32 protein-coding genes are annotated in these 24,017 nt (G+C 49.3%); 1 reads left to right on the forward strand and 31 read right to left on the reverse strand.

Annotation, left to right across the window (positions count from 1 at the left end; genetic code table 11):
• Positions 1–46: 46 nt before the first annotated feature.
• The gene (locus EDD73_RS10795; protein WP_131919810.1) at positions 47–580 is read right to left on the reverse strand and encodes a hypothetical protein; all 534 of its coding nucleotides are present in this window, start codon (positions 578–580) and stop codon (positions 47–49) included.
• Between the two features lie 148 nt (positions 581–728).
• Between EDD73_RS10795 and EDD73_RS10800 the strand changes: the two genes are divergently transcribed.
• On the forward strand, positions 729–1,685 hold the full coding sequence (locus EDD73_RS10800; protein WP_131919811.1) for a helix-turn-helix domain-containing protein: 957 nt from the start codon (positions 729–731) through the stop codon (positions 1,683–1,685).
• Here the strand turns inward: EDD73_RS10800 and EDD73_RS10805 are convergent.
• The 30 genes from EDD73_RS10805 to terL form a co-directional block, all read right to left on the reverse strand.
• On the reverse strand, positions 1,605–2,621 hold the full coding sequence (locus tag EDD73_RS10805; protein WP_131919812.1) for a toprim domain-containing protein: 1,017 nt from the start codon (positions 2,619–2,621) through the stop codon (positions 1,605–1,607). The two genes, EDD73_RS10800 and EDD73_RS10805, sit on opposite strands and share 81 nt — an antisense overlap.
• Before the next feature lie 250 nt (positions 2,622–2,871).
• Positions 2,872–4,140 carry a DnaB-like helicase C-terminal domain-containing protein gene (locus EDD73_RS10810; RefSeq protein ID WP_131919813.1) on the reverse strand — a complete coding sequence of 423 codons (1,269 nt, stop codon included), beginning with the start codon at positions 4,138–4,140 and terminating at the stop codon, positions 2,872–2,874.
• Complete coding sequence (locus tag EDD73_RS10815) at positions 4,140–4,901, reverse strand: ATP-binding protein (RefSeq protein ID WP_131919814.1); 762 nt, start codon at positions 4,899–4,901, stop codon at positions 4,140–4,142. The genes EDD73_RS10810 and EDD73_RS10815 overlap by 1 nt, the downstream gene beginning before the upstream one ends.
• Before the next feature lie 13 nt (positions 4,902–4,914).
• Positions 4,915–5,790, reverse strand: a complete 876-nt coding sequence (locus EDD73_RS10820; protein WP_165876464.1) for a helix-turn-helix domain-containing protein — start codon at positions 5,788–5,790, stop codon at positions 4,915–4,917.
• 7 nt (positions 5,791–5,797) lie between these two features.
• Complete coding sequence (locus EDD73_RS14910; RefSeq protein ID WP_165876465.1) at positions 5,798–6,004, reverse strand: hypothetical protein; 207 nt, start codon at positions 6,002–6,004, stop codon at positions 5,798–5,800.
• 105 nt (positions 6,005–6,109) lie between these two features.
• On the reverse strand, positions 6,110–6,334 hold the full coding sequence (locus EDD73_RS10825) for a hypothetical protein (RefSeq protein ID WP_131919816.1): 225 nt from the start codon (positions 6,332–6,334) through the stop codon (positions 6,110–6,112).
• 104 nt (positions 6,335–6,438) lie between these two features.
• Entirely contained in the window at positions 6,439–7,119 is a 681-nt protein-coding gene (locus EDD73_RS10830) for a peptidoglycan recognition protein family protein (protein WP_131919817.1), read from the reverse strand.
• 15 nt (positions 7,120–7,134) lie between these two features.
• Positions 7,135–7,419: a BhlA/UviB family holin-like peptide gene (locus tag EDD73_RS10835; RefSeq protein ID WP_131919818.1), complete on the reverse strand. Its 285-nt coding sequence runs from the start codon at positions 7,417–7,419 to the stop codon at positions 7,135–7,137.
• Positions 7,420–7,463: 44 nt separating this feature from the next.
• Positions 7,464–7,634, reverse strand: a complete 171-nt coding sequence (locus EDD73_RS14915) for a hypothetical protein (RefSeq protein WP_165876466.1) — start codon at positions 7,632–7,634, stop codon at positions 7,464–7,466.
• Positions 7,634–8,011, reverse strand: a complete 378-nt coding sequence (locus EDD73_RS10840; protein ID WP_131919819.1) for a hypothetical protein — start codon at positions 8,009–8,011, stop codon at positions 7,634–7,636. The genes EDD73_RS14915 and EDD73_RS10840 overlap by 1 nt, the downstream gene beginning before the upstream one ends.
• Positions 8,012–8,038: 27 nt before the next feature.
• Entirely contained in the window at positions 8,039–8,656 is a 618-nt protein-coding gene (locus tag EDD73_RS10845) for a hypothetical protein (protein ID WP_131919820.1), read from the reverse strand.
• The gene (locus tag EDD73_RS10850) at positions 8,656–9,387 is read right to left on the reverse strand and encodes a hypothetical protein (RefSeq protein WP_131919821.1); all 732 of its coding nucleotides are present in this window, start codon (positions 9,385–9,387) and stop codon (positions 8,656–8,658) included. Before EDD73_RS10850 ends, EDD73_RS10845 begins: the two co-directional genes overlap by 1 nt.
• Before the next feature lie 11 nt (positions 9,388–9,398).
• Positions 9,399–9,818 (reverse strand): hypothetical protein, encoded by a 420-nt coding sequence (locus tag EDD73_RS10855; RefSeq protein WP_131919822.1) that lies wholly within the window; start codon positions 9,816–9,818, stop codon positions 9,399–9,401.
• Entirely contained in the window at positions 9,815–10,243 is a 429-nt protein-coding gene (locus EDD73_RS10860) for a hypothetical protein (protein WP_131919823.1), read from the reverse strand. The genes EDD73_RS10855 and EDD73_RS10860 overlap by 4 nt, the downstream gene beginning before the upstream one ends.
• Positions 10,195–12,426, reverse strand: a complete 2,232-nt coding sequence (locus EDD73_RS10865; RefSeq protein WP_131919824.1) for a hypothetical protein — start codon at positions 12,424–12,426, stop codon at positions 10,195–10,197. Before EDD73_RS10865 ends, EDD73_RS10860 begins: the two co-directional genes overlap by 49 nt.
• The gene (locus EDD73_RS10870; protein WP_165876467.1) at positions 12,426–14,456 is read right to left on the reverse strand and encodes a tape measure protein; all 2,031 of its coding nucleotides are present in this window, start codon (positions 14,454–14,456) and stop codon (positions 12,426–12,428) included. Before EDD73_RS10870 ends, EDD73_RS10865 begins: the two co-directional genes overlap by 1 nt.
• Before the next feature lie 66 nt (positions 14,457–14,522).
• Positions 14,523–14,849: a phage tail assembly chaperone gene (locus EDD73_RS10875; protein WP_131919826.1), complete on the reverse strand. Its 327-nt coding sequence runs from the start codon at positions 14,847–14,849 to the stop codon at positions 14,523–14,525.
• Positions 14,846–15,142 (reverse strand): hypothetical protein, encoded by a 297-nt coding sequence (locus EDD73_RS10880; protein ID WP_131919827.1) that lies wholly within the window; start codon positions 15,140–15,142, stop codon positions 14,846–14,848. The genes EDD73_RS10875 and EDD73_RS10880 overlap by 4 nt, the downstream gene beginning before the upstream one ends.
• Before the next feature lie 72 nt (positions 15,143–15,214).
• The gene (locus EDD73_RS10885) at positions 15,215–15,634 is read right to left on the reverse strand and encodes a phage tail tube protein (RefSeq protein WP_131919828.1); all 420 of its coding nucleotides are present in this window, start codon (positions 15,632–15,634) and stop codon (positions 15,215–15,217) included.
• A 13-nt stretch (positions 15,635–15,647) separates the two neighbouring features.
• Positions 15,648–16,010, reverse strand: a complete 363-nt coding sequence (locus EDD73_RS10890; protein ID WP_243116896.1) for a minor capsid protein — start codon at positions 16,008–16,010, stop codon at positions 15,648–15,650.
• Between the two features lie 13 nt (positions 16,011–16,023).
• Complete coding sequence (locus tag EDD73_RS10895; protein WP_131919830.1) at positions 16,024–16,470, reverse strand: hypothetical protein; 447 nt, start codon at positions 16,468–16,470, stop codon at positions 16,024–16,026.
• On the reverse strand, positions 16,471–16,782 hold the full coding sequence (locus EDD73_RS10900; protein ID WP_131919831.1) for a hypothetical protein: 312 nt from the start codon (positions 16,780–16,782) through the stop codon (positions 16,471–16,473).
• Entirely contained in the window at positions 16,779–17,126 is a 348-nt protein-coding gene (locus tag EDD73_RS10905) for a hypothetical protein (RefSeq protein ID WP_131919832.1), read from the reverse strand. Before EDD73_RS10905 ends, EDD73_RS10900 begins: the two co-directional genes overlap by 4 nt.
• Before the next feature lie 29 nt (positions 17,127–17,155).
• Positions 17,156–17,356: a hypothetical protein gene (locus tag EDD73_RS10910; protein WP_131919833.1), complete on the reverse strand. Its 201-nt coding sequence runs from the start codon at positions 17,354–17,356 to the stop codon at positions 17,156–17,158.
• 73 nt (positions 17,357–17,429) lie between these two features.
• Entirely contained in the window at positions 17,430–18,347 is a 918-nt protein-coding gene (locus EDD73_RS10915) for a major capsid protein (protein WP_131919834.1), read from the reverse strand.
• 77 nt (positions 18,348–18,424) lie between these two features.
• The gene (locus tag EDD73_RS10920) at positions 18,425–19,027 is read right to left on the reverse strand and encodes a hypothetical protein (protein ID WP_131919835.1); all 603 of its coding nucleotides are present in this window, start codon (positions 19,025–19,027) and stop codon (positions 18,425–18,427) included.
• A 158-nt stretch (positions 19,028–19,185) separates the two neighbouring features.
• On the reverse strand, positions 19,186–19,341 hold the full coding sequence (locus EDD73_RS14920) for a hypothetical protein (RefSeq protein ID WP_165876468.1): 156 nt from the start codon (positions 19,339–19,341) through the stop codon (positions 19,186–19,188).
• A 1-nt stretch (position 19,342) separates the two neighbouring features.
• A complete protein-coding gene (locus tag EDD73_RS10925) occupies positions 19,343–21,067 on the reverse strand; it encodes a phage minor capsid protein (RefSeq protein ID WP_131919836.1) in 1,725 nt (574 codons plus the stop codon).
• Positions 21,067–22,581, reverse strand: a complete 1,515-nt coding sequence (locus EDD73_RS10930) for a phage portal protein (RefSeq protein ID WP_131919837.1) — start codon at positions 22,579–22,581, stop codon at positions 21,067–21,069. Before EDD73_RS10930 ends, EDD73_RS10925 begins: the two co-directional genes overlap by 1 nt.
• Positions 22,582–22,594: 13 nt before the next feature.
• Entirely contained in the window at positions 22,595–23,833 is a 1,239-nt protein-coding gene (gene terL, locus EDD73_RS10935) for a phage terminase large subunit (RefSeq protein ID WP_243116892.1), read from the reverse strand.
• Between the last annotated feature and the right edge of the window lie 184 nt (positions 23,834–24,017).

Consider the following 24,017-nt stretch of genomic DNA (forward strand, 5'->3'; position numbering starts at 1 on the left):
TACGGTTTGCGGCTATTTTCTTGATTAATTTGGAAAAAACACGGTTTCAACGGATACCATACTTGGTTCCATTGGGTTCCTGGACGGACTCTAATAGCATCAATTCTAGGATTTTTCCGAATTGCTCGTTGGTTCTCGTAAAACCAGCGAGCTTTTTTTCTATATCTACCTTTGCAATCACTTCTTCTTCTAGGTTGAACCTGTCTTCAAATAAGTTTTTATATGAAAGATTCTCAGCTGATCGAAGCGGAGCATCCATTGAAACTTCGGTACATAAAGTTCGTTTTAATCGATTACAATACCTTATGAAATCGATCTCTTTATCTTTTGCATAGGTATGAAATCGTTGGGTAAAAGCCGATCTCCCGTCATACCCCACCGACGCTTTCCAGACCACTTCTTCTAATTCACTAATAATCAGGTTCAATTCTAGTCCGGTTAGCCGGGAATACTTCCTTGCAGTGTGTTCGACAACAGGGGCCATGAGTTCCAGAAGGCGGGCTAGTGACTCTTCGCTAGGATCTTGGTCACACATCAACGCTGTTTTATTTATTAACGTCATGTCGATTATTCTCGCCATTTCTCACCCCCCTTTCAATGATATTAGATGCCGCCATAGTCGTAATTTCGTGACGGAAAATTTAATTGATAAAAGTAGATGTTTCGGGAAATACTTCTAGGGCATATTCGATTCCATACATAATTAATTTCAAGGGGTAAAATGTTTAATGGCTGCACGAAGGGCCGATCCTATTTCTCCAGAAGAACGGGTGGAAATATTAAAAAAACAGGTCGAAGCCGGTGCTTATCTCGCTCATTTACGTAAACAAAAAGGCTTAACGTACTCACAACTAGGTGAACAATTAGGGGTTTCGGCATCCTATTTATCCCGATTGGAAAAAGGTGGGGAATACCCCAGTGATCATCTTGTACGGAAGATCGCTAATCATTTCGAAATAATGGAATCTGATCTTTTTGAAAAACTAGGTCGTAGCCCATTGATCGCCCGGGAAGTGTTGGAACGTCATCCCCACCTAGCGAAAGCATACGAACAGGTTGAAAAAGATCCTGATTTCGACGACATTGAAAAAAATCAATTTTATGATGAAATTGCTCAGATGTATCAGGTAGTTTACGAAAGACGTAAATCATCTATTAAATCAGTTTCTAGTAGCAGCAAGGGGGCAGTTCTTATCTTGGGTACGAGTAGTTTCTTCTCCTACCTGATAGAAGGCAGGGACGCTGTTGACGCTTTTTTTATAGCCAGAATGGGCTGGCATAACTACGTGGTATTGGAGGATTTACTCACCTTATTTTTAGGAGGAATAGTTTTCGCACCGTTGATAACTTACGTAAACTATAGGTTGCTAAAAGGTGTTCATAAATGGGTTACTAAAGTCAGTAAGAAAGTTCAAATCGTAAATGTCATTTCTGAGGACGGAGCAGAACATCATTTTTCCGATCCTGAAAACTTTTCGGATTATATCGATTTGCTCTACTTGGCAATTTTTCCACAAAAGCGACAATTGCTTTCGAGACAAAATGGAGAAACCCTGTATTACATTAAAAAAGATCTTCAACGCTCCAGGGCTATTTGGAAATGGCTAATTACTATCGTATTGATTTTTTCGATTATCGCTTCGGTCTTGGTTATTGGAGTTACACCTGATCCCACTCAAAAATGAAGATTGAAAAGTATTCATCCCATCAATGATTTTGAGTAACTCTCCTCTGCTTAGATCGTTCACATCCTTAACATGATCAGGCAGTTGAAGTTGTTCCAGTTCCACAAAACCACCCATCTGATCGGTTACTTCTTGGGCAATTTTCTGTCCGGCCCTATCATTATCAGTTGCTAACACCAGTTTCCGAATGGGGGATTGAATCAGAAGGTTTCTCTGTTGCCTGCATAAGTTCGCCCCACCCAACGCTACCGCAGGAAATCCTGCCTGCCATAGCGTAATCGCATCGATCTCACTTTCAACGATGAACACTCGCTCCGCATTAACCTTATAAACGACGTTTAAACCGTAAATATGATTACGCACAGGCTGCCCACCGAGGAAATACCAAAACATTTTCCCATGAACACTCCGAAACTTTATATTCACTAGCTGTCCAACCTTATCGAACCAGGGGAAAGTTATGGCCCGGCTTTTCCGGTCGTATCCGATATGAAAAGCCCGTTGATACTTTTCACTTATTCCTCGTTGCTTTGCAAGGTAAGGATGCCGAAAAGAATAATCCTGTAAAACTGCCGGGTCTAATAAAAGACTCGGCTTTTTCTTTTCTGTCAAGTTCAAATTCAGCGTCAAAGAATCTGGATCGGCAATTTTGCTCCCATATTTTTGGAGCAGGTAATCTGCCGTTTCCTCAAATGTCTCATTTCGTAGCCAGGAAAGCAGTTTTACAAATTCGCCTTTATTCCATTCGGGATCATGTGAGCCGCTGTCCAACCATACCCCACGTTCTAAATGAATAGCGAAACTGGGGTTTTTCTCATTCCGGAATGGGGAACATGCTATAAAGTTCTTTTCCGTCCAACGGGGCCGCTGCCACTCATAATTCTCGATCTCTGCCCTGATATTTACCCGAATTTCGTACCCCCGGACGGTAATCATATAGCAACCCGTTTCCCAGTGACGGCTTCAGCGAAGTCTACCCACTTGGGCAGTTTGTTTTCTGTTTTGGTTCCATACGCTTCAGAACGTTGGGACTGAAATTGTTGCATTTTCGTTCACCCCTTCGTTTATTCTTTTTTTGAAGTAATAACGTTTTGACGTAAAAACTTCATAACAAACTGCTTTGCTATATTAACGAATGGACATACATTAGTCTATCTGTAATTCGCGGTAACTTTCCCAAACTAAACTAAAATAGGTCAGTTACATCCGTTTCTCGTACATATCCCAGGTTAAAATTCACGGATAATTCTACAACTTTCCCCACATTTGGTTTCCGGCATTTCTCGATTGAAATTTTGCCGATTCCGTCTGCTGCATCAAAGGTTAGGACGGTTGCCGCATCTTGGATCACCGCTATAGTTTCACTATAATCGGTCAGCTTCGGGGGCTTTACGATTCTGTTCCCCTCGTCATCTTGCTTTGCCCCCTCTTTTTCCGCAGCACCGGGGGTTTGGTGAACCACTAGACCCGCCACCCCATACCGCCCGAAAAGCTGCCGAAGTCGCCGCGAAGTCGAAGTCATAGCATCCCGTAGCCCTTTTCCCTTGCCATGAATCATCAGGTTAAAGCCATCGATGATCACCATTTTTGTATCGGGAAAGGTTTGCAGATCGGCTTCGATGGCCTCCAAGGTTAACCCGCCCGGCAGGTCTTCCATCGTCTTGATAACATAGGCACCCTGGAATTCTGCTACCTCTGGGGAAAAGGCTTCTAGGTATCTGAAATAGGCTTCTTCGTTGTCCAGCAAGCCCCGTCGTAGCTTCACATTATCGAATTTGCCCATAAGCGTATCCAGGCGAAGGCTTTGCTGCTTCTTTGAAAGTTCAGGCGAATAATGCAGCACCGGAAAACGATTTTCCCAGGCCGTAAGGCCGATATGCGAAGCGATCCACGATTTACCCCGGTTCGTGAAAGCCATTAGCAAGATAAAGTCGCCCGTTTCGAATCCCCCTGCTAAGTCTTCGGTCAGGGTCGCGTATGGGGTAGGAATATAGATCGATTCGCGGGCTGTCTTCGCTTCGTCGTACCATTCCCGCCGTTCGTTACCGTTGGCTGCATAGTTCGTTCCCAAGGAAAAGGTCGAAGCGGTTAGGGCTTCAATCCGGGCCGTTTCTTCCTTTAGCCAGGTAATGAATTTATCACCCGGTAGTTCGGAAAACTTGCTCCCAGCCTGATTTTGCAGCAGTTCGAAGGCTTGCAGCTTTGCGGTCTGGGCCTTTAATCGGGTACAAAGAAATTTGAAGGTGTCCGATACGCTGGGCATATAATCAAATTCAGTGAATTCCGCTGCCACCGTCCGGGGATCGGGGGCTTGTCCGTTATCTTTCACATAGTCACGTATAAATGCATACACCTTTTCCAGTGTGGGGAAATCATCGCTGTCAATGTTGTATAAATAAAGTTGCTGAAATGCATTTTCATCGATGGCTTTGGAAAGCAGTTGTGATTCCAGCATTAAAAAAGCCCCGCCTTTCTATGGTCTACACCCCGGAATGAAACGGGGATCGCGGCCCCCTCGATCCGGCTTGCGATCCGATCATCCAGCAGTCCGGCGATCTCGTTCAATGGCAGGTTCGACGTGTAAATGCTCGTCATTCCCTCGATGATCCGCCCGTCGATCACTTCGTAGAATTCGGATCGGTAGGCTTCCGTTGCTTCACGAACCCCAATATCATCTAAGACCAACAATTCGGCCCGCAGCATTCGCCTTTTTAGTTTGTAATATTGATAGCTTGCAGCTTGCTGCATCTCTGGGGTTCCGCGAAACTGGGCATTAAACGCATTCTGATACTTCGACGCATTGACAAAAAGGGCAGGGATTTCGTCGATCTGCCGTTCCTTTTTTACATGCTGAATCGTCCGGGCCACCATGAATTCATTCAGGATCGCCACCGCTGCCGTTGTCTTCCCAGTTCCGGTTCCTTTGGGGTTGTCCAACTGGGGAATCGAAAAAAGATATAGCCCGCAGCCCTTTGCCACTTTCCCCAGCACATCGGCACAATATTTTTGAACGGCAGTACAGGCCACCGGATTATCCTGTTCGAAGGGAAGTCTTGCCGCTGTCACCCCGGCATAGGTCTTCGGAATCCCGGCCAGGCCCCAGATCCCGCCGCGTCCTGTTTCCCCTTGCAGCTTTAGAAAGGCATAACATAGGGGGCCGCAGAAGGCGAGGTTTCCGGCCTGCTTGCACTTGCTCTTTAATAGGCAGTTGTCCACGCTTCACGCCCCCTTAAATCCGGTCTATCAATGCCAGCAGTTCATCGTCTGTCCTGCCACCATGTTCCGGTATATTCATTCTTACTTCCCGCTGCTGGGCTACTGCTAGGGCCTTTTCCGCCATCCATGTAGCCAGGGCCGCTATGCTAGGCCGGGGGAATTTTTGAAGGCTTCCCCATTTCTCGTACATTTCCACTGAAATGTCTACCATCTGCCGCAGTTGTTCCGACGAGTATTGCCCCATCAGATTCTTTTTCACCAGCTTTGTTTCCCTGGGCCAGTTAGGGGAATAGTTCGCGTTGTATTTCTTCCGGTATCTCTGGCAGAAATAGCGGATCACACTTTGAGCCGTCGCAAGGTCTTCAGCGATTGCCGCCGTTGCTTCATCAGCTTGAGCCGCTGCTGTCTTACTGTTATTACAGTTAATAACCGGGGGATCAGATATATCCGTATTCTTTGTATATACAAGATGAACGGGGTCGTTCGTTTCTGCTATGGGGTCGTTCATTTCTAATACGGGGTCGTTCATTTCGTATATGGGGCTGGGCATCACCTGGGCCGCAGGAAGGATCTTATAATGGGAATATTCGGCCTGGGAATTCGGCAGCTTCCGCATTTCCCGCACAAAAATTGCTTCCCCATTCCACCGGAATTCAAGTAGTGAGTTCACCCACCGGCTAATTGTGCATCGGTTTTTTCCTGCTAACATTGCAAGGGTTGTCTGGGAAGGCCAGCATTCGCCTTTTTCATCCATATGGGCCGCGATAATGCACAGCAGCATCCATCGTTCCGGCCCCAGCTTGGCGATCAATTCGCTCGTTATCGCTGACTTTAACACCCGAAATCCAATTAGTTCGGCCTCGGGGTGTTGAATGTTTGCGGTTTCCATGATCTCGTTACCTCCGTTCCCTGGGTTTGATACCGACATTTCCCCACAAGTGGTTTATCGTTTTTACATGGAAGTCATGATCGGACATTCCACAGTCCGGGCATCTCTTGTATCCCGTCCAGTTATCCTTTTTAAAATTCCGCCATTCACCGCAGTACGGGCACCACAGATCGCCCTTCCGCTTTTTCTTTGCCGGGTCAATGAATTTGATCATCTTTTTAAACCTCCTTATGCTGTTTTGATTTCGTTTCGTGTTCTGATTTGTGACAAAAAAATAAACCCGCCAGCCATACGGCCAGCGGGCAGACGTTCCTTTTCTTTAATTGTGAAGGGTCTTTGTGACATCATATAAGCCACAAGCGGAAAGACCAGAAATAAGTCCGTTCAAAATTCCGGTTTGCAGGTTATCTGCCGGTACCAGAAATACACCACCAAGAATACCCAAAACAAGAGAAATCGCGGGGACATACTTGGGGTCAATATAATTTTTTGCAAGTTGGCCTAGGGCCACAATAACCCCGGTAATCATACTAGCTTCGAACATTAAAAAATCACCTCAATAATTTAATGGGACAGGGGCAGCACAGAAGTCGCTTCCTCTGTCCCGTGCTATTTAGATACCGCTTCCGGGTATGATTTGTAACACGATCAAGCACTTAGTTTTTCAAATAGGCCCATTCTGTCTAATACCACCACGATACGGTAAAAAGATTGATCCCCCAGGGGGTCAGTAATCAATCCTTTTTGGTGTAATTTGATCAAGGTTGGTCGTGCCCACTCCGGGATTTTGTCATAGAGTTTCTGGGCTTCAATTTTGGCCTGCTCCGCTGCTTGCCGGGCCATTTCTGCATCCAGTCGGGTTTTTACTCCCGCGATAAATTGATCCCAGTGGGGAAGGATCAAATGGGGGCAATCTTTACCCGTCCAGTTTTTATGAGGCACCACGTTTTCAAGCGGGATTCCGTTTTCAATCAGTAGCTTGCAAACAAGATCCTGGGCATTGGCTTCAGCTTTCGCCAGATCCCCATCAGCATTTTCACAGATTTCGATTCCCACGCTGGTTCGGTTGCCGGGGCCATTTGTGCCATCCCCGGCATGCCAGGCGTTTTCAGTGATCGGCAAATGTTGAATGATCTGCTTATCGTCAACGGTATAATGCCAGCCCGTAGATCCCGCAGCCGTTGATTTGATATATTCTACATGCCCGGCAGCATTGGCTCCCTTGCTGCTGTTCCCAGTATTGTGAATCGTGAGATATGCAGGTTTCATCGGATAGCCGGGCCGATTTCTTGCACCCTTTTGGATCAATTCTTGTGTGATTTCTACCATGTTCTTTCTCTCTCCTTAGCTGTTTTTGTGGTTCCGAATCTCGTTTTTAATCTCTTGCACATCATCAGAAAGCCGTTCATACTGCCGGGCCAGGGATTCAAACTGTTTTGACATCTCAGATAAAAAAGCCGTCAACTTGTCCTCTCTACCCCTTGATTCATTTTGCTGCCGCCTGCCCTCTTGCAGTTGATAGACGTAAAGGGAAACAAAAAGGCCCGCCCAAACCCCTTGTTTTAATGCTTCACTTACAAGGGTATCCACCATCTCACCCCCGGCTGCATGTTTAGCTTTTGAGTTCAATAACAACGGCACTTGAAAAATAAAAAAAGACGTTGTTTCACGTCTTAATCTTTGGAAAGCATATCGATAATCAGATCCAACTTTTCAGCCAGGGAATCCAGGGTGGCCTTCTCGCCCTTTGCTTTTTTGCTTGCATGTTCCGCGATCTTCGCTTTGATCAACTGTTCCTTAATCTCTGCTTGTGTTTTATGGATGGTCAGGGTTGGCTTGCTCATTATTCTTCAACCTCCACCATGAGATAGGCAGGATCACACCCCGGCATGATCGTGCTAAGTGTAATCGAAATAACCCCTTTGGCGTTGCTGATAAAATCGAATTCAGCTTTGCTATTCACAGGGGCCAGGATCAAGTTTACGGGGTCGGCCCCCATCCGGGCCACTACCACTTCAATCGGTTCGGTAATACCCGGCTGGGGGGTGTCCTGCCAGTCCATGATCTCAACATTCAACGGCAGGGCTTCCCCGATCTTGATCACGTTCTTTCCCCCGGTTACAGTGATTTTCTTTGCCCCACAATAAACAGACTTTGAAAAGGTAAAATCGCCATCCTTTTCAATCTTATAGATGATTCCATTTTCTTCAATGTAGTCCACCGAATGCATCGAAAAACCTCCCAATTATTAAACCATCCGAATATAGTACACAGCCCATTTAGGGTTAGGGGTTGAGTTACTGCTGCCTGATCTCACGGAAAGTTTGAAGTTAGTATCACAGTAAAACATTGGGGGAATCGTAAATTGTGCCTTGGTGGAAAAAGTTACCGATGAATGGTATGGGTTGGGCAAGAAATACGCATTGCTTCCGTGTGACGTACTTGTAACATCGTTGTTTGTAGTATTGTAATACTCCACAATGCCGTTTGATCCGTTAGCCGTTGAACCCGATACGTTAAAAATATTGGCCCCATCAGCCACCAGGGTATAGTAGGCATATTGGCTGGTCGTGCCCAGGTCAACGTAGCCACCCAGGATCAGAATCGGCCCGGTTAATTCAAACATATCCACAGTAATATTCGCTGAAACCGTGTTTTGGTATCTTCCATATTGAATATATACTTTTTTGCCCGCCATCCACGGGGTTCGGGCTAAGGCTGTATTCACGGTCGAAAAGTTAGTATTCACGGTGTCTTTAAGATCGCCCAGCTTTGAATGAACGCTACCTGTGCCACTAGACGAATCTGTCCGAACCCCTAGCTGCCGTTGCAAAAAGGAAATCAGTGTTTCCGTTGCTCCAAACATTACAAAGCCCCCCGTTTCAGGTATGATCCGTTCCATGTGAAGGTTAAAACATCCCGAATCCCACCCTGGGACGTACCCGCAGGGGGCAAATATCGGTACATTTTAGAAATCACTTCACCGCTATATTCAACGGCAGTAAAGCCGCTGCCATAAATCCCGTGCCTGAACAATCCGCTTTCCCCGGAAAAAATCTTGTAATGGGCTGAATTCACTTGGCCCCAGGCCCCCGCCCCGTTGCGTTGATAGGTTGGATAGTTGGCATCCTGGGCCGCTTCTCCATGCAGCCGAATATAGTTGGTTGCATCCCCAGCTTTCCGCACTACTAACCAGTAACGTGCCCCGCTGGTTAGGCCCGTAAGGTCAAAGGGGATAGATACATAGGCTTTTGACGTAGTAACGAATTCAGCAGGCAGCACCATCTTTTTTAATAAAATCCCTTCGCTGCTGTCGTCCGTCACTAACCCCGCCCGGATTTCGATCACTAGATCGGCACCACTCCCACCCTTGACCAGTTCCAGTTCCACCCGTGCGACCTCCGTTACCCCCAGGGAAGTGAAATAAATTGCCGTATCATAACTTGAATTATCGAATTGATACACGCCCGCCCCGGTTTTCCCGTCCACTTGGGTTCCGTCATAAACAAGGGCGAAAGGCTGAATAGAGATCAGGGAATTCATAGTTGCTTCATCGATCACCGTTGTTCCATTCTTAAAAGCATTGATCACCGTCACTGGGCCACCCCCTATTCTTCCGCTGCAATAGTGATCCGGGCTTCCACCGTCAGCACGGTATTTCCCGCTTTCGACCAGGGCTGGGTTAGCAGGTTTAACATTGTCCCGCTACCCGCCACATCGGTTCCACCGATAAAGATTGCCGCTTTGGTATGATCACCGTTACATTCACCCTGCAAAATTTGAGTCCTGAACCTGATCAAGCTGCCTGATACGATAATCGTTGAAACGGGTTTCCGCAGCACTTCCACGATTGTTTCACCGGGGGCGGAATCATCCCCCACCACTAAATAAGGGCTGGGCAGTTCTGCAATGGTTTGGGATAAAAGCAGCAGCCCAGCAGAAGTAATCGAATTAAAAAGGGGGCCGCTCACGGCTCCCCCTTCTTCTTCAAAAAACCATTCACCCTTCAGCTTTACATTTTCCATCATTGGGAAATAACCACCTCACCGCATAGGTTGATCGTTTCATCAAGGATCTTCTTTGTGTTTTTATAGCGAATTCCCCCGCCATAATGGGCCAGTTTGAAAAATCCGGGGTAAGGTACGGTCACAGGTTCACCCAGGGCCACTTCCTGCCACCCGGTATAATTCACCCCGTCTGTACTTGTTTTCACCTTTGCCGTTACTCCCGGCAGGTTGGAATCCTTGGGCAGCACCAGCAGCCGCGATCCCACCGTTGCAATACCGGGCCTGCTTGTACCTTCAACGATCAAGGAAAAATAATTCAGCTTGGGGGAAGTAGGAAGGTCGGTCGTCAGGCTTTGCCGCACTTGCAGGGCTGCCGTTGAAAGGTCTAGCCCAGGGGTTAGGCCCGGCACTTGGCCCCGTTGGTTGCCGCCTGCCACCCTTGCCACGTCCCGCCCCCATCGGTTGAAAGGTTCGTTTCAATCACCACATCGCCGGGGAATTCCAACACCGTGAAATCAATATCTGCCGTCCCGTTCCCGCCATCATGGTTCACCACTACCACGGGACGAATAAAGGCCACCCCTGTTTTCACCGGGCCAGGGCTTGCCGGGTTGGGGTACGTTGTTACCGTTGGACTATCACTATACCCTTTAACGTACCCCGTGAACGTCTGCCACCCACCCGCCACGGTAAGGGGCGTCCCGTTTGAAGCATAGAAATATTGTCCAGTATGGGCATCGGCCCCGGCTGCATTGATCAACGTCAACCCATCAGCCGCCAGCCCTTCCACGCCCACAAAACAAGCCGCCCCGCCTGCCGTTGGGTCTACGGATTGCCTGATCCGGGCCTTGATCACATATACCTTGGTAGCATCAAAGGGGATTAATGTTTTCATGCAGTTCCACACCATGCCACCGGCACAACGTAGGCAGACCCCATCGGTTGCCGTCCCGTCATAATAAATAAATTTCGTTACCGTGCCCGATCCGCCCACGTCATCCCAGGCATCATTCAAGGTCAAGAATTGATCTTCCGCAAGGGTTCCCGCCATCGCTTCCCAGCCGATCCGGGTTTGGTCTACGCTGCCCAGCCCGGACAGGGAAAGCTGCTGCACCCGGTTCCCGCTGTTGCCCGTTGTAATGGAAAGCGATCCGTCCGTGTTGGCCTGTACGTTGGTAAGGGTTCCAGATTGGAAGTCGGCCTGCACATCTTCAATTCTTGTCACCGTGTAGGGGGTTTGGTCCAACAGTTCTTCCCGGCTACTCTCAATATAAAAGGGTAGCTGCCCCGCCTGGGTAACAAGCTGATCGCCAAAAGAAAGCCCCTCTGTACCGTAAACCAGCTTATTCAGTAAGGTCGTGACGTTGATCCCGGCCTTCTGGGCACTTACCAGGGATTGCAGCACATCCGGGATTCCCACCAGCCGCCCGCCATAACTAACCTGATACGTCCACAGATCCGGGGTTAAGGGGGTAAGGGTTACTTTTTGGATCATGAAAGTATTTTGAATTCCCCGGTCGGGTAGATCGATGGATACATATTGGCCCGGCATCCATCCCGGCATCTCTGTTTCAAAGCTGCCGCGAACCTTGGGGTTTGAATTCTGCCGTAAGTCAGCCATGCCCGCAGCTTCAGCCGCTTCGATAGTGGAAAGGGCTTTGTCAACGATCACATGCTCATACACGCCATCGCCGCCCTGCACCCCCGCAAGGGCCGCCTGGGATTGCAGATCGTCCACCGTTGTAATCACGTCCAGATCGTAACGATAGCTGAAAGTCAAGGTTGCCCCGTTTGTAGGGGTTACGGTCTGCTTGCTTGCTTTCACATACTTTTCATTGACGTTCACCAAAAAGGCCACAGCTTCTTCTTTGTCCACCCCTTCAGTTCCCACGATTACGCCCGCCCCGGAAATCTGCATGGTTAGGTTGTGGGGTTTATGGGGAAGGGGCCACGTCCGGGCCGCTCCATCTGCTTTAATCTCATAAACAAAAGGGGCGGAAAGCATAGTCCCGCCCCGTACATAAACCCGGTTACGCAGCCCGGCAGTATCCACCGAATGCTTTAGGTTGCGAAACGGGGCTGAATCGTTAAGGGTTGCCGTCAAATAAGCGGGTTCTTCCGCTGGATCAAAAAACCACACATCCCGGCTATAATCCACAAACCATTCCCACCCGCAGTATTCAGCCAGCTTTTTGAAACAGTCCGAAGGGGCCATGTAATCAAACAAGATTATCGATACTGTAGGGGCACCGGGCCTAACATGATCGGTCGTGAAAAGGCCCTGCCCATACTTCAGAATAATATCTTTGGCGATCCAGTCTGCCGTTTGCCCTTCGTAGGTTTCCACCACTAGCCGCCGGTTCAGTTGGAACGTGTAATCCTGGGCTGTTACGTCCCAGATATGCAGGCCGCCCACCGTCCGGGCCAGGTTCACCGAATCGATGATCCCGGCAAACATACGCACCCCGGAAAGTTCAACGATGATCTCGTCACCCTCTGAAGGCTGCACGTTTTTGATAGAGAAAGAGCAGGTATCAACAACAGAAGTTAATACCTGCTCGATAGAAATACCTTCAAGAAGCACATTTGTAATCTGATCTTCACCCGCGATCAAGAATACATCAGCCATTAAAATTTAACCCCCCGCCGAATCAATTGTCTTTCCAGTTCGGCCCAGATTTCTTGCCCGTTGCTACCGTTGATCGTGATATTGAAACTGTTCCCCTGGTTGCCCACAGAAAGATCCGGGGCCGTCATTGCCGGGGCCGCATATCCACCCAGGCCGCCCACCGCAGCAGCCGCCATCGCTTGCCCGGCAGCCGTCACTGTTCCAGCTTCCGCACCCATCCCCAGGGCAAACCCTTGGGCAGTATATTTCCCCATCTGCATCATTACACGGGAAGGGGAATGAATATCTAAGGCCCTTGATGCTGCATCTGTTACCCGCCGAAACACACCCAGGGCCGCATTGTATAAATAACTTGCGAAGCTGGTTAAACCACTAACAAACCCCATGATCACGTTTTTTCCCATCGTTACAGCATCGGTTTTGATCAAGTTCCAGGCGTTCATCAGGGTTTCTTTTACCGTCTGCATGCAGATCATAAGTTTAGCTGGGGCCGCGTTGAATGTGTCCATGATCCCTTGCCACAGGGCCACCGCTAACCCCCACAGGGCCACCTTTCCTTCGTCCCATAGGGTTTTCATGGTTTCCCAGGCCGAAGCGGTAATGGTATTGATCCCACCCAGCTTTTCCGTTGTCATTTGCTGAATACTGCTTGTGGTACTATTCCAGGTTCGGGAAATCCCCGCCCATGCCGATTCGACCGCACCTTGGGCCGATTGCATGGCCCCGGAAATCGCCCCCTGCACACTTTGAAAGACTGAAGCAGCCACCCCGGAAATACGGTTCCAGGCTTCGGTCAAGGTCTGGACCACGGCTGCCCCCGCCTGGGCCACTTGGTTCCATACGTTAGAAAGATAGGCAGAAATCGAACCCCAGTTCTGATAAAGATAGATCCCGGCAGCCACTAGCAGTCCGATAGCCACGACCGCAGCCCCCACCGGGCCAGCTAGGGCCGAAGTTGCAAGCGAAAAGGCTTTAATAGCTGCCGTCGCTGCCTGCACCTTCGCGATCACTTCAAAGGCTGCAAACCCCGCCGCGATCCCGGTTAAGATCGGGTAGATAATAGGCCAGTTAGTTACTAATAGGGTAAATAAGCCGGTTACTGCTGCCGTGATAGCGTTAATAACCGCAGCCACCCCAGGGGGAAAAATGGCTTCAATGGCCCCGGCAAGCCCGCCCGCTTTGAAGCCGTCCGAAAAGGCATTAACAAAATTGATCGCCAGGGGCATCAATTCCTTTAATTTTGCCGAAACGGGTTCAAACACCATTCCCAGCAGCATGTTCACGTTATCGGAAAGAGTGGAAAGCATACCTTTGAACGATTGGCTTTGCTTGTCCATCGCCCCGGCGAATTTCGTGCCCATCGCGTCAATCAAGGCAGGCACCGCTTGTTCCGCCATAATCTTACCTTGGGACGATAGATCCATAAGCTGCTGCTTACTCATGCCCATCTTTTGGGCCATCAGATCCCAGGCCGGGATTCCTCTTTCCGCTAGTTGGTTCATTTCCTCCGCCGAAACTTTCCCCTTCGTTGCCATCTGCCCCAGGGCCATCGTAACACCTTTTAACATCTCCTGATCGCCACCCACGGCAGCTACCGCATCACCCAAGGCTTTCAAGTTGGGCATCACGCTTTCAGCTTGGAAACCCATCGCCAGCATCAGCTTTGCCGAATCTTGCAGGCCGGGGAATTCGAACGGGGTTGAAGCCCCAAACTGCTGCAAGTCCTGGATCATGGCTTTGGCCCGGTCTACCGATCCCAGCAGGGTTTCGAATGAGATCGCCGCCTGTTCTAGATCGGCGTTGAAAGAAACACCTTTCCCCAGGGATAGGCCGCCCAAGGCTGTACTCACTGCACCGATGGCAGGCAGGGCCACCGCTTGGAAGCCGCTGAACGCTCTACCCATCAGCCCGCCCGATTCGCCCATTTCCTTGCCAGCGTCACGAACCTGCCCCATCGCTGTTTTAATTGAATTCTGGACGTTGGAAACATCAGCCGTAAATTTAACTAATACGCTGGACAATGCCGACATACTGATCCCCCTTCCAGGCATAAAAAAAAGCCCGCCGCCGCCATCACACAGGACAGCGACAGCGGGTTAATTCCGATCTTTGTTGAATTGTTTCTGCAATTTTTCCAGGGTTTGCAGTTGTTCTTCCCTATCGATTCGCTTGTATTCCGTCTGCTTGCCCAGCAGCAGATCCGGGGTAACGGGCCGCTTTAAGTTGCCGCTTGCATTCATCAAGTTCGCAGCCAGCCACGCCGTCCGGTTATATTCAGCTTCTTGAAGTTCCCTTTCCTTTTCATGGACAGCTTCTAACATGGTCAATAATTCATCCAGGGTTAGGTTCCAGAATTCATCGGGGGTAATCCGAAGCGATCTGAAAGCCGCTTTTTTCAGCAGGGGCCAGTCGCTTCGGTCTATACGTTTTTTCTTGTTGCCACTTCAAAGGCAGCCGCGATCTTTTCTTGCACTTGGGCAAAATTTTCAAAGTCCACCATTTCACCCACTTGGGTTTCGGTCAATTCAGTATCTTCATGGATCAGGCCCGCCCACAGGATCACCCGGATTGCCTTGATCCCCAGGTTGGCCCCGTCCATTTCCCCCACGTTCACGCCCAGCTTATCTTCAATTTCAGCCAGGGCATTTAATGTATATCGAAGGTTCCGGGGCTTATCCAGTTCGATTTCCACGATTCCACGATGTTTATTAGCCACGATCTAGCCCTCCAAAAAATGAAGCCCGAAGGCTTGCGGCAGCCATCGGGCCTTTTAATTTTCAATCAAATATTAGGCGTTAGTTGCCACCGTCAACGCACCCGAACCCGTTAAGGTCAGTTTATACGTCCCGCCATCATCAGCCGGGAATTCATAGGAAAAATCGGTGATATACACGTTGCCCGTGTATTTTTTACCGGAAGGCACTCGGATTTCCGCTTTAAGAACGTCTCGCCCGTTAAAAGCGGTGTCCATCGCGTCCAGGGCAGTATCACCCGTCACCATGAAGCCATCGCAATCAATCGACCAGGAAAGCACCCCGGCAATGTTTTCAGCCCAGGCCCCGGTTTCTTTGGACGTTGTATCGATCACCTTTGCCGAACGGTTCAAGGTTGCCCCGTTTTGGCCGCCCAGCACGGTATAAGTTGGGGTTTCAGGAGTTCCACCCGTTTGAACATACAGCAGCACGTCCACGCCCGCCACTTTAGCCATTTTCGTTTCCTCCTTATAATTGTTCAATTAGGGTTTCAAAATTAAGGGAATACAGCACCCGCCCGGTTTCATCGGTTCCAAGAAATAAGGGGGCCGCTTGTTGGGCAATACAAAAAATAACGTGAGTATTCCCCACGTTAAAATCACGCTTACCGTTTAACAGGTCGTAAATCTCCCAGGCTTTTGAATCGGCTAATGCCGGGGCTGTCCCTCTCACCAGGATTTGAAAAGTCGGTCTGCCCACGTTGGCCCGATCATCCACCGGCCTACCGCCTGTTACCTTTACTACTCCGCAGTTAGGGCCTGCCGTTGCCGGGAATGTATTAGCAAAAAGGGGCAGGTCAATCGCGGGGCCGATATACTCAATAAGTTCCATCAACCGCACGATCTTAGCCCCCTTTTTTGATCAGGTCTTGCAGTTCCGCTTCAATATGCTTTCTGTACGCTTCTTTCTCACCTTCCAGGGGCCGGGTTAAAAACTTACTGCCTACCGGGTAATGCTTATCGCTCATACCCACCCCGCCCGGCTTGTTTTCCGATCCCGGCCCCAGCTTATATTCCCCTTCGTGCATGATGATCGCATAATTGAAGTTCGTGCTTTTCTTGCCCCGTCTTTCCCGGATTGTATAGGAAACCGTTGCCGTTACATTGTCCGGGCCTGCCTGCACTTCTTTAGCAAAGGATTTTTCAAGAATACCCTTATCATGGGGGGCAGTTTCAGATGAAACCCGAACAAGGTCATCGGCACAATCATCGACAGCCCGCTTTAACCTCTGTTCTAGCTTACCCTGCACCTTTGCCAGCACTTTATCGTTGATCGTTACCTTCACGCCCATTTATACCGTCACCTTTGTAAAAAGGGGCTTGCCGCCTAGATCCCGGATAACCTGCACAACCAGCGGGCTTTTCACATACGCCAGCCCGCTTTCATCTACCCATTCAATAGCATCACTGAAGCCGATCTGTACTAGCCCCTTGATCAGAATATCAGCCGTTGTCTGCACTTCGCCACCGTTGGGGCCTTGAATCCGATCTGTCTTTTCATCAATCCGGCATTTATACGCTGTTTGAATACCCGCCGCCGGTACACCCCAGGCATCCAGTTCGCCGCCCTTGGTAATACTGACCGTCTGCTTTAAGGGGATCATCGGTCATACCTCCCCACACGCCGCCCCAAAAGGATCAGGACTTCAGGGGAAATCGGTTTCACCGTTTCACCGCTAACTTGCACCCCGGCAACGCCCACACTCCGAACCCCTTGCTGGGTTTTTCTCACCGCTTCATCCATTCGTAGCAGCCAGATCGCTTGTTCATACATTGCAGCAGCGGGCAGGGGCCGGTTGTCTGGGGTGTAGATCTTAAAATATCGATAAAGCTGCTTTTCGGCCTGCTCTAACGCCCGCCGCTTGGTGTCTGCATCAGCTTCCACCCATTCCGCGTTATGCAGCACATCGGCAAAATAAAGATCTGCTGCCGTTACATCAGCCGCCATTTGTAATCGTCACCTCCCGCTTTCCGGGGCTACTTTTGGGCCGCAGGTTTAACTTTTTTCGATTCACCCTGCTTCACTTCTTCAACGGGTTCGCAGGCATAGCCATAATCGTTCACAAGAATGAATCTTTTTTGTTCATCCTCCACAATGGCTTCACCAATGACAAATAAAACCCCATCCGTCACCCCGCTATAAGTCGGGTTTGGGGTTGTTACGCGATATTTCGCCACCGTTCAATCCTCCCCTATATAGAAATAAAAAACGTGATAGGGGGGTTAATCCCTATCACGTCATAGAAATCGATTAGCCAGCCACAACACCTTTTTTAACATGGTTAAGACGGGCAGCAGCACGGGGATGGAATACAGCCATACCACAGTAGAATTCGATCCGGGTACGGAAAACAGGTTTTTCAGCGATTTCGCCCAGGTCACGCACGTTCACGCCGCCATTCCGTAAGCCGCCGACATACTGTTCAGCACCGAATTTCACAGCATAGAGGGAAGCCGTGTCGGTTGTGCCGCCAGCTTTTGCAGCTTCCGTAAAGCCCAAAATTTCCGTGCCCGTTGCGTCCGTTTCAATTACACGAATGGGGATGCCGCCATAGGTTGCCACGGCACGACCGAAGGCATCAGTCCCGTTTTCAATGTAGTGAGTGGACTTTTGAAGCAGGGTTTTCAGTTCACGCCGCATCGCTTTGGACATGAAAAGGGCATCGGGTTCGCCTTCTACGGCATCGATCAATTCGTCAATCATGCCGATGGTCAGAACACCATCGCCCCCGTCAATCACTTGGGCACCAGTAAGACGTTTCTGCAAGCCATCGAATTGACCTGTTTGGGCAGTATCGCCTTTGAAGAAAGCACGAGTGAATTCAAGGGCCAGGGCTTTTGCTTTCATTTCCGTATGAATGGCCCGGATGTCTTGGACGTTGCCGCGGGTTTGCACTAAAAATTTGTCAACGTCTACATCGCCACCCAGAATGTAAAGACCTTCAGAAAGTTGGTTCACAACGCCTGCCGATTCCGTGTATGCGTTGTTCACAGTACGAAACGCGATACCGGGCAGGGTTTCTTCTTGGTTGTACTTATACGAGTTACCCGCGATTTCCATCCAGGGCAGCAGTTCCATAACCGCAGAATTCCGGGCGAAGGTTTCTACAACGCCACGTTGCAAGGTATCGGTAGAAAGTTTAGCTACTTCAGTAATCGTCAAAGCCATTTTGCTATTTTCCTCCTTAGTAATTGCGGGAATTAACATAATCGGGCATAAAAAAAGAACGGGGTTTCAATCCGTTCTTACTTGCTGCCATAAGCAGCCCGAAGCAGTTGGGCCGGGGTCAGTTTGTTCAGATCCGTAGTCTGGGCTTGTCCGGGATTGGTTGCCGCTCCCACAGGTTCTTCCCGTTTGGTACTCTTGAAAAACCCTTTGCTTTCCGCTTGGGTCAGCCATTCCAGTCGAGCTTCAGGGGCCATACTGCCGGGGATCAGATCATGGAATTCTTTTGGCACCGCTTTCAGCTTTGCTTCCAGCATGCCGTTGATCAGGGCTTCAAGCTGCTGCACACGGTTGGACGTTGTTTTCACTTGTTCTTTGTGTTTCGTCAGATCATCAGCAGTTGATTTATAAAGTTCTTCAAACTTGCCCTGCTGTTCTTTCGTCTTGCGATCTTGGTCGTTTTTCTCGGCAAGCAGTTCATCTAGCTTGCTTTGTAATTCCTTGTATTTACCATTCACTTCATCGAAACGGGTTTTGGGAATCATGATTTCTGCCGGTGTTTCTTTAGTTTCCGGGGCCTTTTTCGGTTCCGGGGCTGGGGTTACTTCTTGGGCCGGGGTTGGTTCCGGGGTCGGGGGTTCTTCTGCGAAAAATTGAAGGTTCATTGTCTGGGAATCTTTCATGGCTGGTTTGTCCTCCTTGCCCTTCGCTTGTTGTCCGGGTTGCGTCCCGTTGGGCAGTATTAGGGCAGGAAAGTTTATCGTCTTTGCTCCCATTGGACGTATAAAAAGACAAAAGAAAAAAGCACCCGGTAAAATCCGAATGCTTTGAAAGGTCGCTGCTACTCTTCAGGGGAATTCAAGGTTTCCGCTGCTGCCGCTTGGTATTCCTCGAATTCCTTTACTACATCTTCCGGGGCACCAGGCAACAGGTGCCAGTTTCCTGGCTCCATTACAAACCAGGGGCTATCAAAAAATTTTGGTCTGATTGTAAACATTTTAGTTTCCCCCTTTGCGGATTTCCACGAACGCTTGATCCAAGGCTTCCCCCACCTCTTTCGCAATAGGCCGGGGGTTGGGGTTGTGTAGGTACTCAGCAACGGCTTCAGCGAAGAATTCAGCATCGCTGCTTGTTGCGTACTCACTAAGTCCGCTCTTAATGTCCTTCTTGTGCTTTACCCACAGATCCATAATAACTTTCTGCCGATGGCTGGGGTGATTGTTCCTTAAAAAATTATCGATTTGGTGTGCAAACTCATGGGTAATTACAGAAGAAGGAGCATCGGTTCCAACCGGATGAAATCCAGACTGGGCACAGTGTTCGGTCGCCTGTCTCAGTTTATCGTAGCTTTTTGCATATTCCTGGTTAAAGCAGATCCCTTCTTGGGCTTTCCACGACCAGTTCGTGCTTTGTGCCATTACATTGCTTGAAACCTTTGGGGGTCTTGGGGTGATTCTTTTCGCGATCTCCCGCTGTTCCTTTTCTGTTTTGGTTGGGTATCCTTGCTTGATTATTTTCAGGTTTTCTTCCACTTTAGCTTCAAAAAGGGCTTTGTTTCGGATTTGGCACGTTGAAATCCATTTGGTTGCCGTTACTTCTTTATATCGGGTACGCAGTTTTTCCAGGGTTTCATTCAATTCGTTAGCCAGCCGCAGGTCGTGATCCTTATAGTCTACGTGGGCGATCCCTAGCTTCTTCATGGCCCATTCTGCCGCTTCTTTCAGGGTTTTGGCAGGTTGGTATTTAAGGGCTACCTGCTCTTTAGGGGCCGGGGGTTCAATCTTTGGCTGCTGCTCATAAACTTTCGTGAAATCCCCCATATCCGGGTAATTTTTCGCCATCGTCCGGGCTGCATCTTCAGCCTTCTTCCGTAAAGACGGGGGCAACAGGGAAAGATCCCTGATCGGGGAAATATGATGTTTGCAGTTGGGGTGAAAAATTTTCCCGCTATCTCGAAGCTGCTGGTACGTTGGGAAGCCGGGGGTCTGCCCATTGATAGAGACCACCATACCCTCGAACACCCGGCAAGCATCAGTTGCCCCGTGAGAGGATACCACAGCCAGATCCACGCCCCGTTCTAGGGTTTCCGTACGTACCCCCTCGATATGGGCCTGGGTTAGCTTTGTTCTCACTACCATTTCCGCATAGGTTGAAAGCTGCCACCTTCGCCCGGCTACATCCACGATCCCCACCCATGCTTCACGTTGCAGCCGTTCCGATAGCCCTTTCGCCGCCAGCTTACCCGCGATTTCGCTGGTTAAGGTTCGACGCCCTTGTTGTTCAATGGCCCTCGTCCTAATTGTATCGCTAACCACCGATCTTACAAGTTGCTTGACCTTCCGATCTGTATTTTTTGTAGCCAGCAGCAGATCCCCATACGTATCATTGATCAACGCTTCAACGCTGTTCTGGGCCAGCATAGAGAAAGAGGAAAGGGAAGCTGCTTCAGCCAGTGAAGTCGCTTCCCCCAGGGACAGCAAGGCCATTGCCTGCCCGTTCTTAAATTGCTTTTTAATCACTGTCTCACACCAGGATTTCGTTGAATCGTCAAGCCCCTTTAAGATGAAAGCGATCTGGTTCATCAGCGATTCCGATTGGGATAGTTCAATGGCATTCCCGGTATTTTTGAGAATGATAGCTGTTTCTTTGAACGCTTTTTTGTAATACTTCACAAGCTGATCCACGTCCCGATCATACTTGGGCACCGGGGGCTTTTCCGCCATTATTGATCACCTTCCAGATCGGGGATTTCCTCCTGGGCCATTTTTTCTTGAACGGCTTGCAGATCCGCTTCACTCATGGAATTAAAAATGGAAGGGTCCGCTGTCCCTTCCGCTTCAGTGATTCTTTGCAGTTCTGCTTCAGCCTGTTCTTCCGTCAAGTCATCCAGCCACATCAAGGCCGATTTCTGGGAGATCGTTGGCTTCCCGCCCGTCCGAATTGCCATAACGTTTGCCATCTCAGCGGCATCGTTCGGCAGCCCATCCTTAAATTTAATCTTGGGAATAACGGTTTCATACCCTAGATCGCCCACCCGCGATTTTTCTAGAAGCTGGGCCACAAGCAGCACCCTTTTCAGGCCCTTATCATAATACTGCCGTTTGCGGTTCACCTTCGCCAGTAATGAGTTAAGCCGCCACTTAATGGCCAGGCCCGATGATCCGCTTGTCCCGGCGTCACCCGCACCCAAGGCAATTTCAGGGATTTCACAGCTAATCAATAGCATCTGCACCAGCTTTTCCAGTTCAGTGAAAGCTGCTTGCAGTTGACCATCCCATGTAATGTATTGGGGCACCACATCATCTTTTCCCATCACTTCGAACACCTTGTCAATGCCCGCCCGAAAAATGGGGTTCCCCTGTTCATCTTCCCCTAGGGTTCCCGTTGGGACAGCCATCGCGGGATCTGCATGCTTATCCAGAATACTAGAAATCTGGGAAATACGATGGTTAATTTCATCAAACAGGGCTTTGCTTTCTGTTAGGTCATCAATACCCTCCCAGGTATCATCGGTCGAAAAGTTGGGCACATGGACAAGCAACGGGAAAGCCACCCCAGTTTCTACGACATGCCGGGCTGCCACGATCTCGGAATAGATTTTCCATTCCACGATCTCATTTTCCACCGTAATATTTACCGGGTTCATTCGGTATTGAGCATAAGAAATCATGCCGGGATAATGGCTTTCTACATTCAGCACCCATTGATCGCCATCTGAACCAGCCACCAGGACAGGGAATGCAACGTGAAGGGCCACGATTTTGCCTGCATTGCCTGGGTCTGTTTCCGGGAATACGAATTCAGGGTTTTGACTTTCAATAATCACCCGGAAAGGGTCAGATTCCGGGCCAATGGCCCCGCCATACTCCTGCCCCCATCTGATTTTATAGAAGCTATCCCCCCGATAGGCATTGGAGAGGGCACTTTCATAATTTGTAATGTTCAACGAATTATCTTCCGCGATACGCTCTAAAGCTTCCTGTTCAGGTGAGCTATCGGCCCGGCCTGCTGAATAACTGGGCTGCTCCCCGAAAAGGAAGTCTGCCGATTTTTTACACACCACGCCGGGCAGGTTTGCGGAAATATAAATGAGTTCACGCCGCCGCCCGGAAAGCCGATCCTGCACCCGCTGGAATACGTCTGCATGCTTCCCCATGAAGAGCTTTCGATTCTCCCGATAACGCTTGATCCGGGCAGCATGGGCCACCGGGGGATAGCTTTCACCGATTTGGAACATGGCCTTTTCCTCCTTACAGTCCGTTGGGCTTGTTGTGGAAGATTCGCCGCCTGTTTGCCCCGCATAACTCAATCGCCATTTGAAGGGCATCGGGTAGATCATCATGATCATGGGACGGGAATTGCTCCATCATCTCCAAAAGCAATCGCTGCTGCCGCATAAAACGTAAAATCCCTTGTTCCACTAAAGGTTCAAGGGATTCAATTCGTTCTTCTTTTTTGCCCCTGCTTACCACAGCTTTTAGTTTGGTATGGTAGACGTTACGCCGGGTTAGAAGTTCCCGAAGCTGCCGGAAAAAATCATGCTGGGCCTGCACGGTTTCCACGGAAAAAATTTTGTGACGATATTCCCCAATCTTGTCGGCCACAACTAGAAGGGCTTCATGGGCCGGGCACTTCTTCGCCCAGGCATCCACTACATATAACACCCCTGTTTTTCTGTTCCGGGCCACCGTTACAATCGCGTTATAGTCTGATCGGCTGTTTTTACCCATTGCAATATCCCAGGCCCCAAAATAATCGACAGCCCGCCGATCTAACTCTCCATAATCAAAAAACGTGAACAAGCTGGGCCGAAAAATTTGGCTTTCTTCATCCACGGGTGAATTCATAAATTCAGAAGAAAAGGCCCGCGATCCGATGTTAACCTTTTCAATCATCAGCTTTAGAAAAGGGAATCGGCTGGGCCATAACACTTCCACGCCCCGCTCCATTTCGTCCCGGTTTGTGGCATATAAAGCTAAGGCATCATCCATTCGGTTCGGGTTGTCCACGTCCCGGCAGATACTTTCGAATTGTTCCCATAGGTCTTCCCGTTCGGGCCGGGATAGGATCGCGGAATAGACCCGGCTTTCGAAGTCGGCCCGTTTCAGCACGGTAGGCAGCAAACCGTTCGGGTGTACGATGGTTCCCATGTATAGAAAAGCCGTCCGGGTTGGATCTCCGATAGGCACGACTACAGAATTAAACCAGTGTAGATTTTTTTCCCGTAGTTCTGGGGTATTCGTGTTTTTCGCGGATTCCAGATCGTCCAGAATGACAAGATCGGGCCGATATGATCCGTTCCGTTTACCCCGAAGCTGCTTGCCCATAGATGCCGATTCAATCAACACGCCTGATGATGTTAAAACGGCTTCCTGGTTGTCTTTCTCGTTCATGCTTTTTCGGGGGCTTAGGAATTCCCCAAAGTCTTCCCGCAGCTTTTCGTTAAACTTTAACTGTCCGGAAATCCATTCAATAAACTTTTTACTCATGCCGTCTGTTTCTGAAATGATTAGGATATATTTTCGCTTACCATAGACAATTTGGTGAACAGGGAAGCAGTTGGATAGATATGCCGATTTTGCATGCCCCCTGGGTGCCGCCCAGCCGATCCGGGCTGTTACGTTATCCCCTGAAACTTTGTCTAGCAGGCCGCAAAGTTCCCGATGAAAGTTT

Source organism: Heliophilum fasciatum (assembly GCF_004341395.1).
In the GTDB taxonomy this organism is placed as follows: domain Bacteria; phylum Bacillota; class Desulfitobacteriia; order Heliobacteriales; family Heliobacteriaceae; genus Heliophilum; species Heliophilum fasciatum.

Bases quoted from the DNA above. Each gene is read 5' to 3' on its own strand.
- EDD73_RS10795 (WP_131919810.1), bottom strand. From the start codon at position 580: ATGGCGAGAATAATCGACATGACGTTAATAAATAAAACAGCGTTGATG.
- EDD73_RS10800 (WP_131919811.1), top strand. From the start codon at position 729: ATGGCTGCACGAAGGGCCGATCCTATTTCTCCAGAAGAACGGGTGGAA.
- EDD73_RS10805 (WP_131919812.1), bottom strand. From the start codon at position 2,621: ATGATTACCGTCCGGGGGTACGAAATTCGGGTAAATATCAGGGCAGAG.
- EDD73_RS10810 (WP_131919813.1), bottom strand. From the start codon at position 4,140: ATGCTGGAATCACAACTGCTTTCCAAAGCCATCGATGAAAATGCATTT.
- EDD73_RS10820 (WP_165876464.1), bottom strand. From the start codon at position 5,790: ATGGAAACCGCAAACATTCAACACCCCGAGGCCGAACTAATTGGATTT.
- EDD73_RS14910 (WP_165876465.1), bottom strand. From the start codon at position 6,004: ATGATCAAATTCATTGACCCGGCAAAGAAAAAGCGGAAGGGCGATCTG.
- EDD73_RS10825 (WP_131919816.1), bottom strand. From the start codon at position 6,334: ATGTTCGAAGCTAGTATGATTACCGGGGTTATTGTGGCCCTAGGCCAA.
- EDD73_RS10830 (WP_131919817.1), bottom strand. From the start codon at position 7,119: ATGGTAGAAATCACACAAGAATTGATCCAAAAGGGTGCAAGAAATCGG.
- EDD73_RS14915 (WP_165876466.1), bottom strand. From the start codon at position 7,634: ATGAGCAAGCCAACCCTGACCATCCATAAAACACAAGCAGAGATTAAG.
- EDD73_RS10845 (WP_131919820.1), bottom strand. From the start codon at position 8,656: ATGTTTGGAGCAACGGAAACACTGATTTCCTTTTTGCAACGGCAGCTA.
- EDD73_RS10855 (WP_131919822.1), bottom strand. From the start codon at position 9,818: ATGATGGAAAATGTAAAGCTGAAGGGTGAATGGTTTTTTGAAGAAGAA.
- EDD73_RS10865 (WP_131919824.1), bottom strand. From the start codon at position 12,426: ATGGCTGATGTATTCTTGATCGCGGGTGAAGATCAGATTACAAATGTG.
- EDD73_RS10870 (WP_165876467.1), bottom strand. From the start codon at position 14,456: ATGTCGGCATTGTCCAGCGTATTAGTTAAATTTACGGCTGATGTTTCC.
- EDD73_RS10885 (WP_131919828.1), bottom strand. From the start codon at position 15,634: ATGGCTAAAGTGGCGGGCGTGGACGTGCTGCTGTATGTTCAAACGGGT.
- EDD73_RS10890 (WP_243116896.1), bottom strand. From the start codon at position 16,010: ATGGAACTTATTGAGTATATCGGCCCCGCGATTGACCTGCCCCTTTTT.
- EDD73_RS10895 (WP_131919830.1), bottom strand. From the start codon at position 16,470: ATGGGCGTGAAGGTAACGATCAACGATAAAGTGCTGGCAAAGGTGCAG.
- EDD73_RS10900 (WP_131919831.1), bottom strand. From the start codon at position 16,782: ATGATCCCCTTAAAGCAGACGGTCAGTATTACCAAGGGCGGCGAACTG.
- EDD73_RS10905 (WP_131919832.1), bottom strand. From the start codon at position 17,126: ATGGCGGCTGATGTAACGGCAGCAGATCTTTATTTTGCCGATGTGCTG.
- EDD73_RS10915 (WP_131919834.1), bottom strand. From the start codon at position 18,347: ATGGCTTTGACGATTACTGAAGTAGCTAAACTTTCTACCGATACCTTG.
- EDD73_RS10920 (WP_131919835.1), bottom strand. From the start codon at position 19,027: ATGAAAGATTCCCAGACAATGAACCTTCAATTTTTCGCAGAAGAACCC.
- EDD73_RS14920 (WP_165876468.1), bottom strand. From the start codon at position 19,341: ATGTTTACAATCAGACCAAAATTTTTTGATAGCCCCTGGTTTGTAATG.
- EDD73_RS10925 (WP_131919836.1), bottom strand. From the start codon at position 21,067: ATGGCGGAAAAGCCCCCGGTGCCCAAGTATGATCGGGACGTGGATCAG.
- EDD73_RS10930 (WP_131919837.1), bottom strand. From the start codon at position 22,581: ATGTTCCAAATCGGTGAAAGCTATCCCCCGGTGGCCCATGCTGCCCGG.
- terL (WP_243116892.1), bottom strand. From the start codon at position 23,833: ATGAGTAAAAAGTTTATTGAATGGATTTCCGGACAGTTAAAGTTTAAC.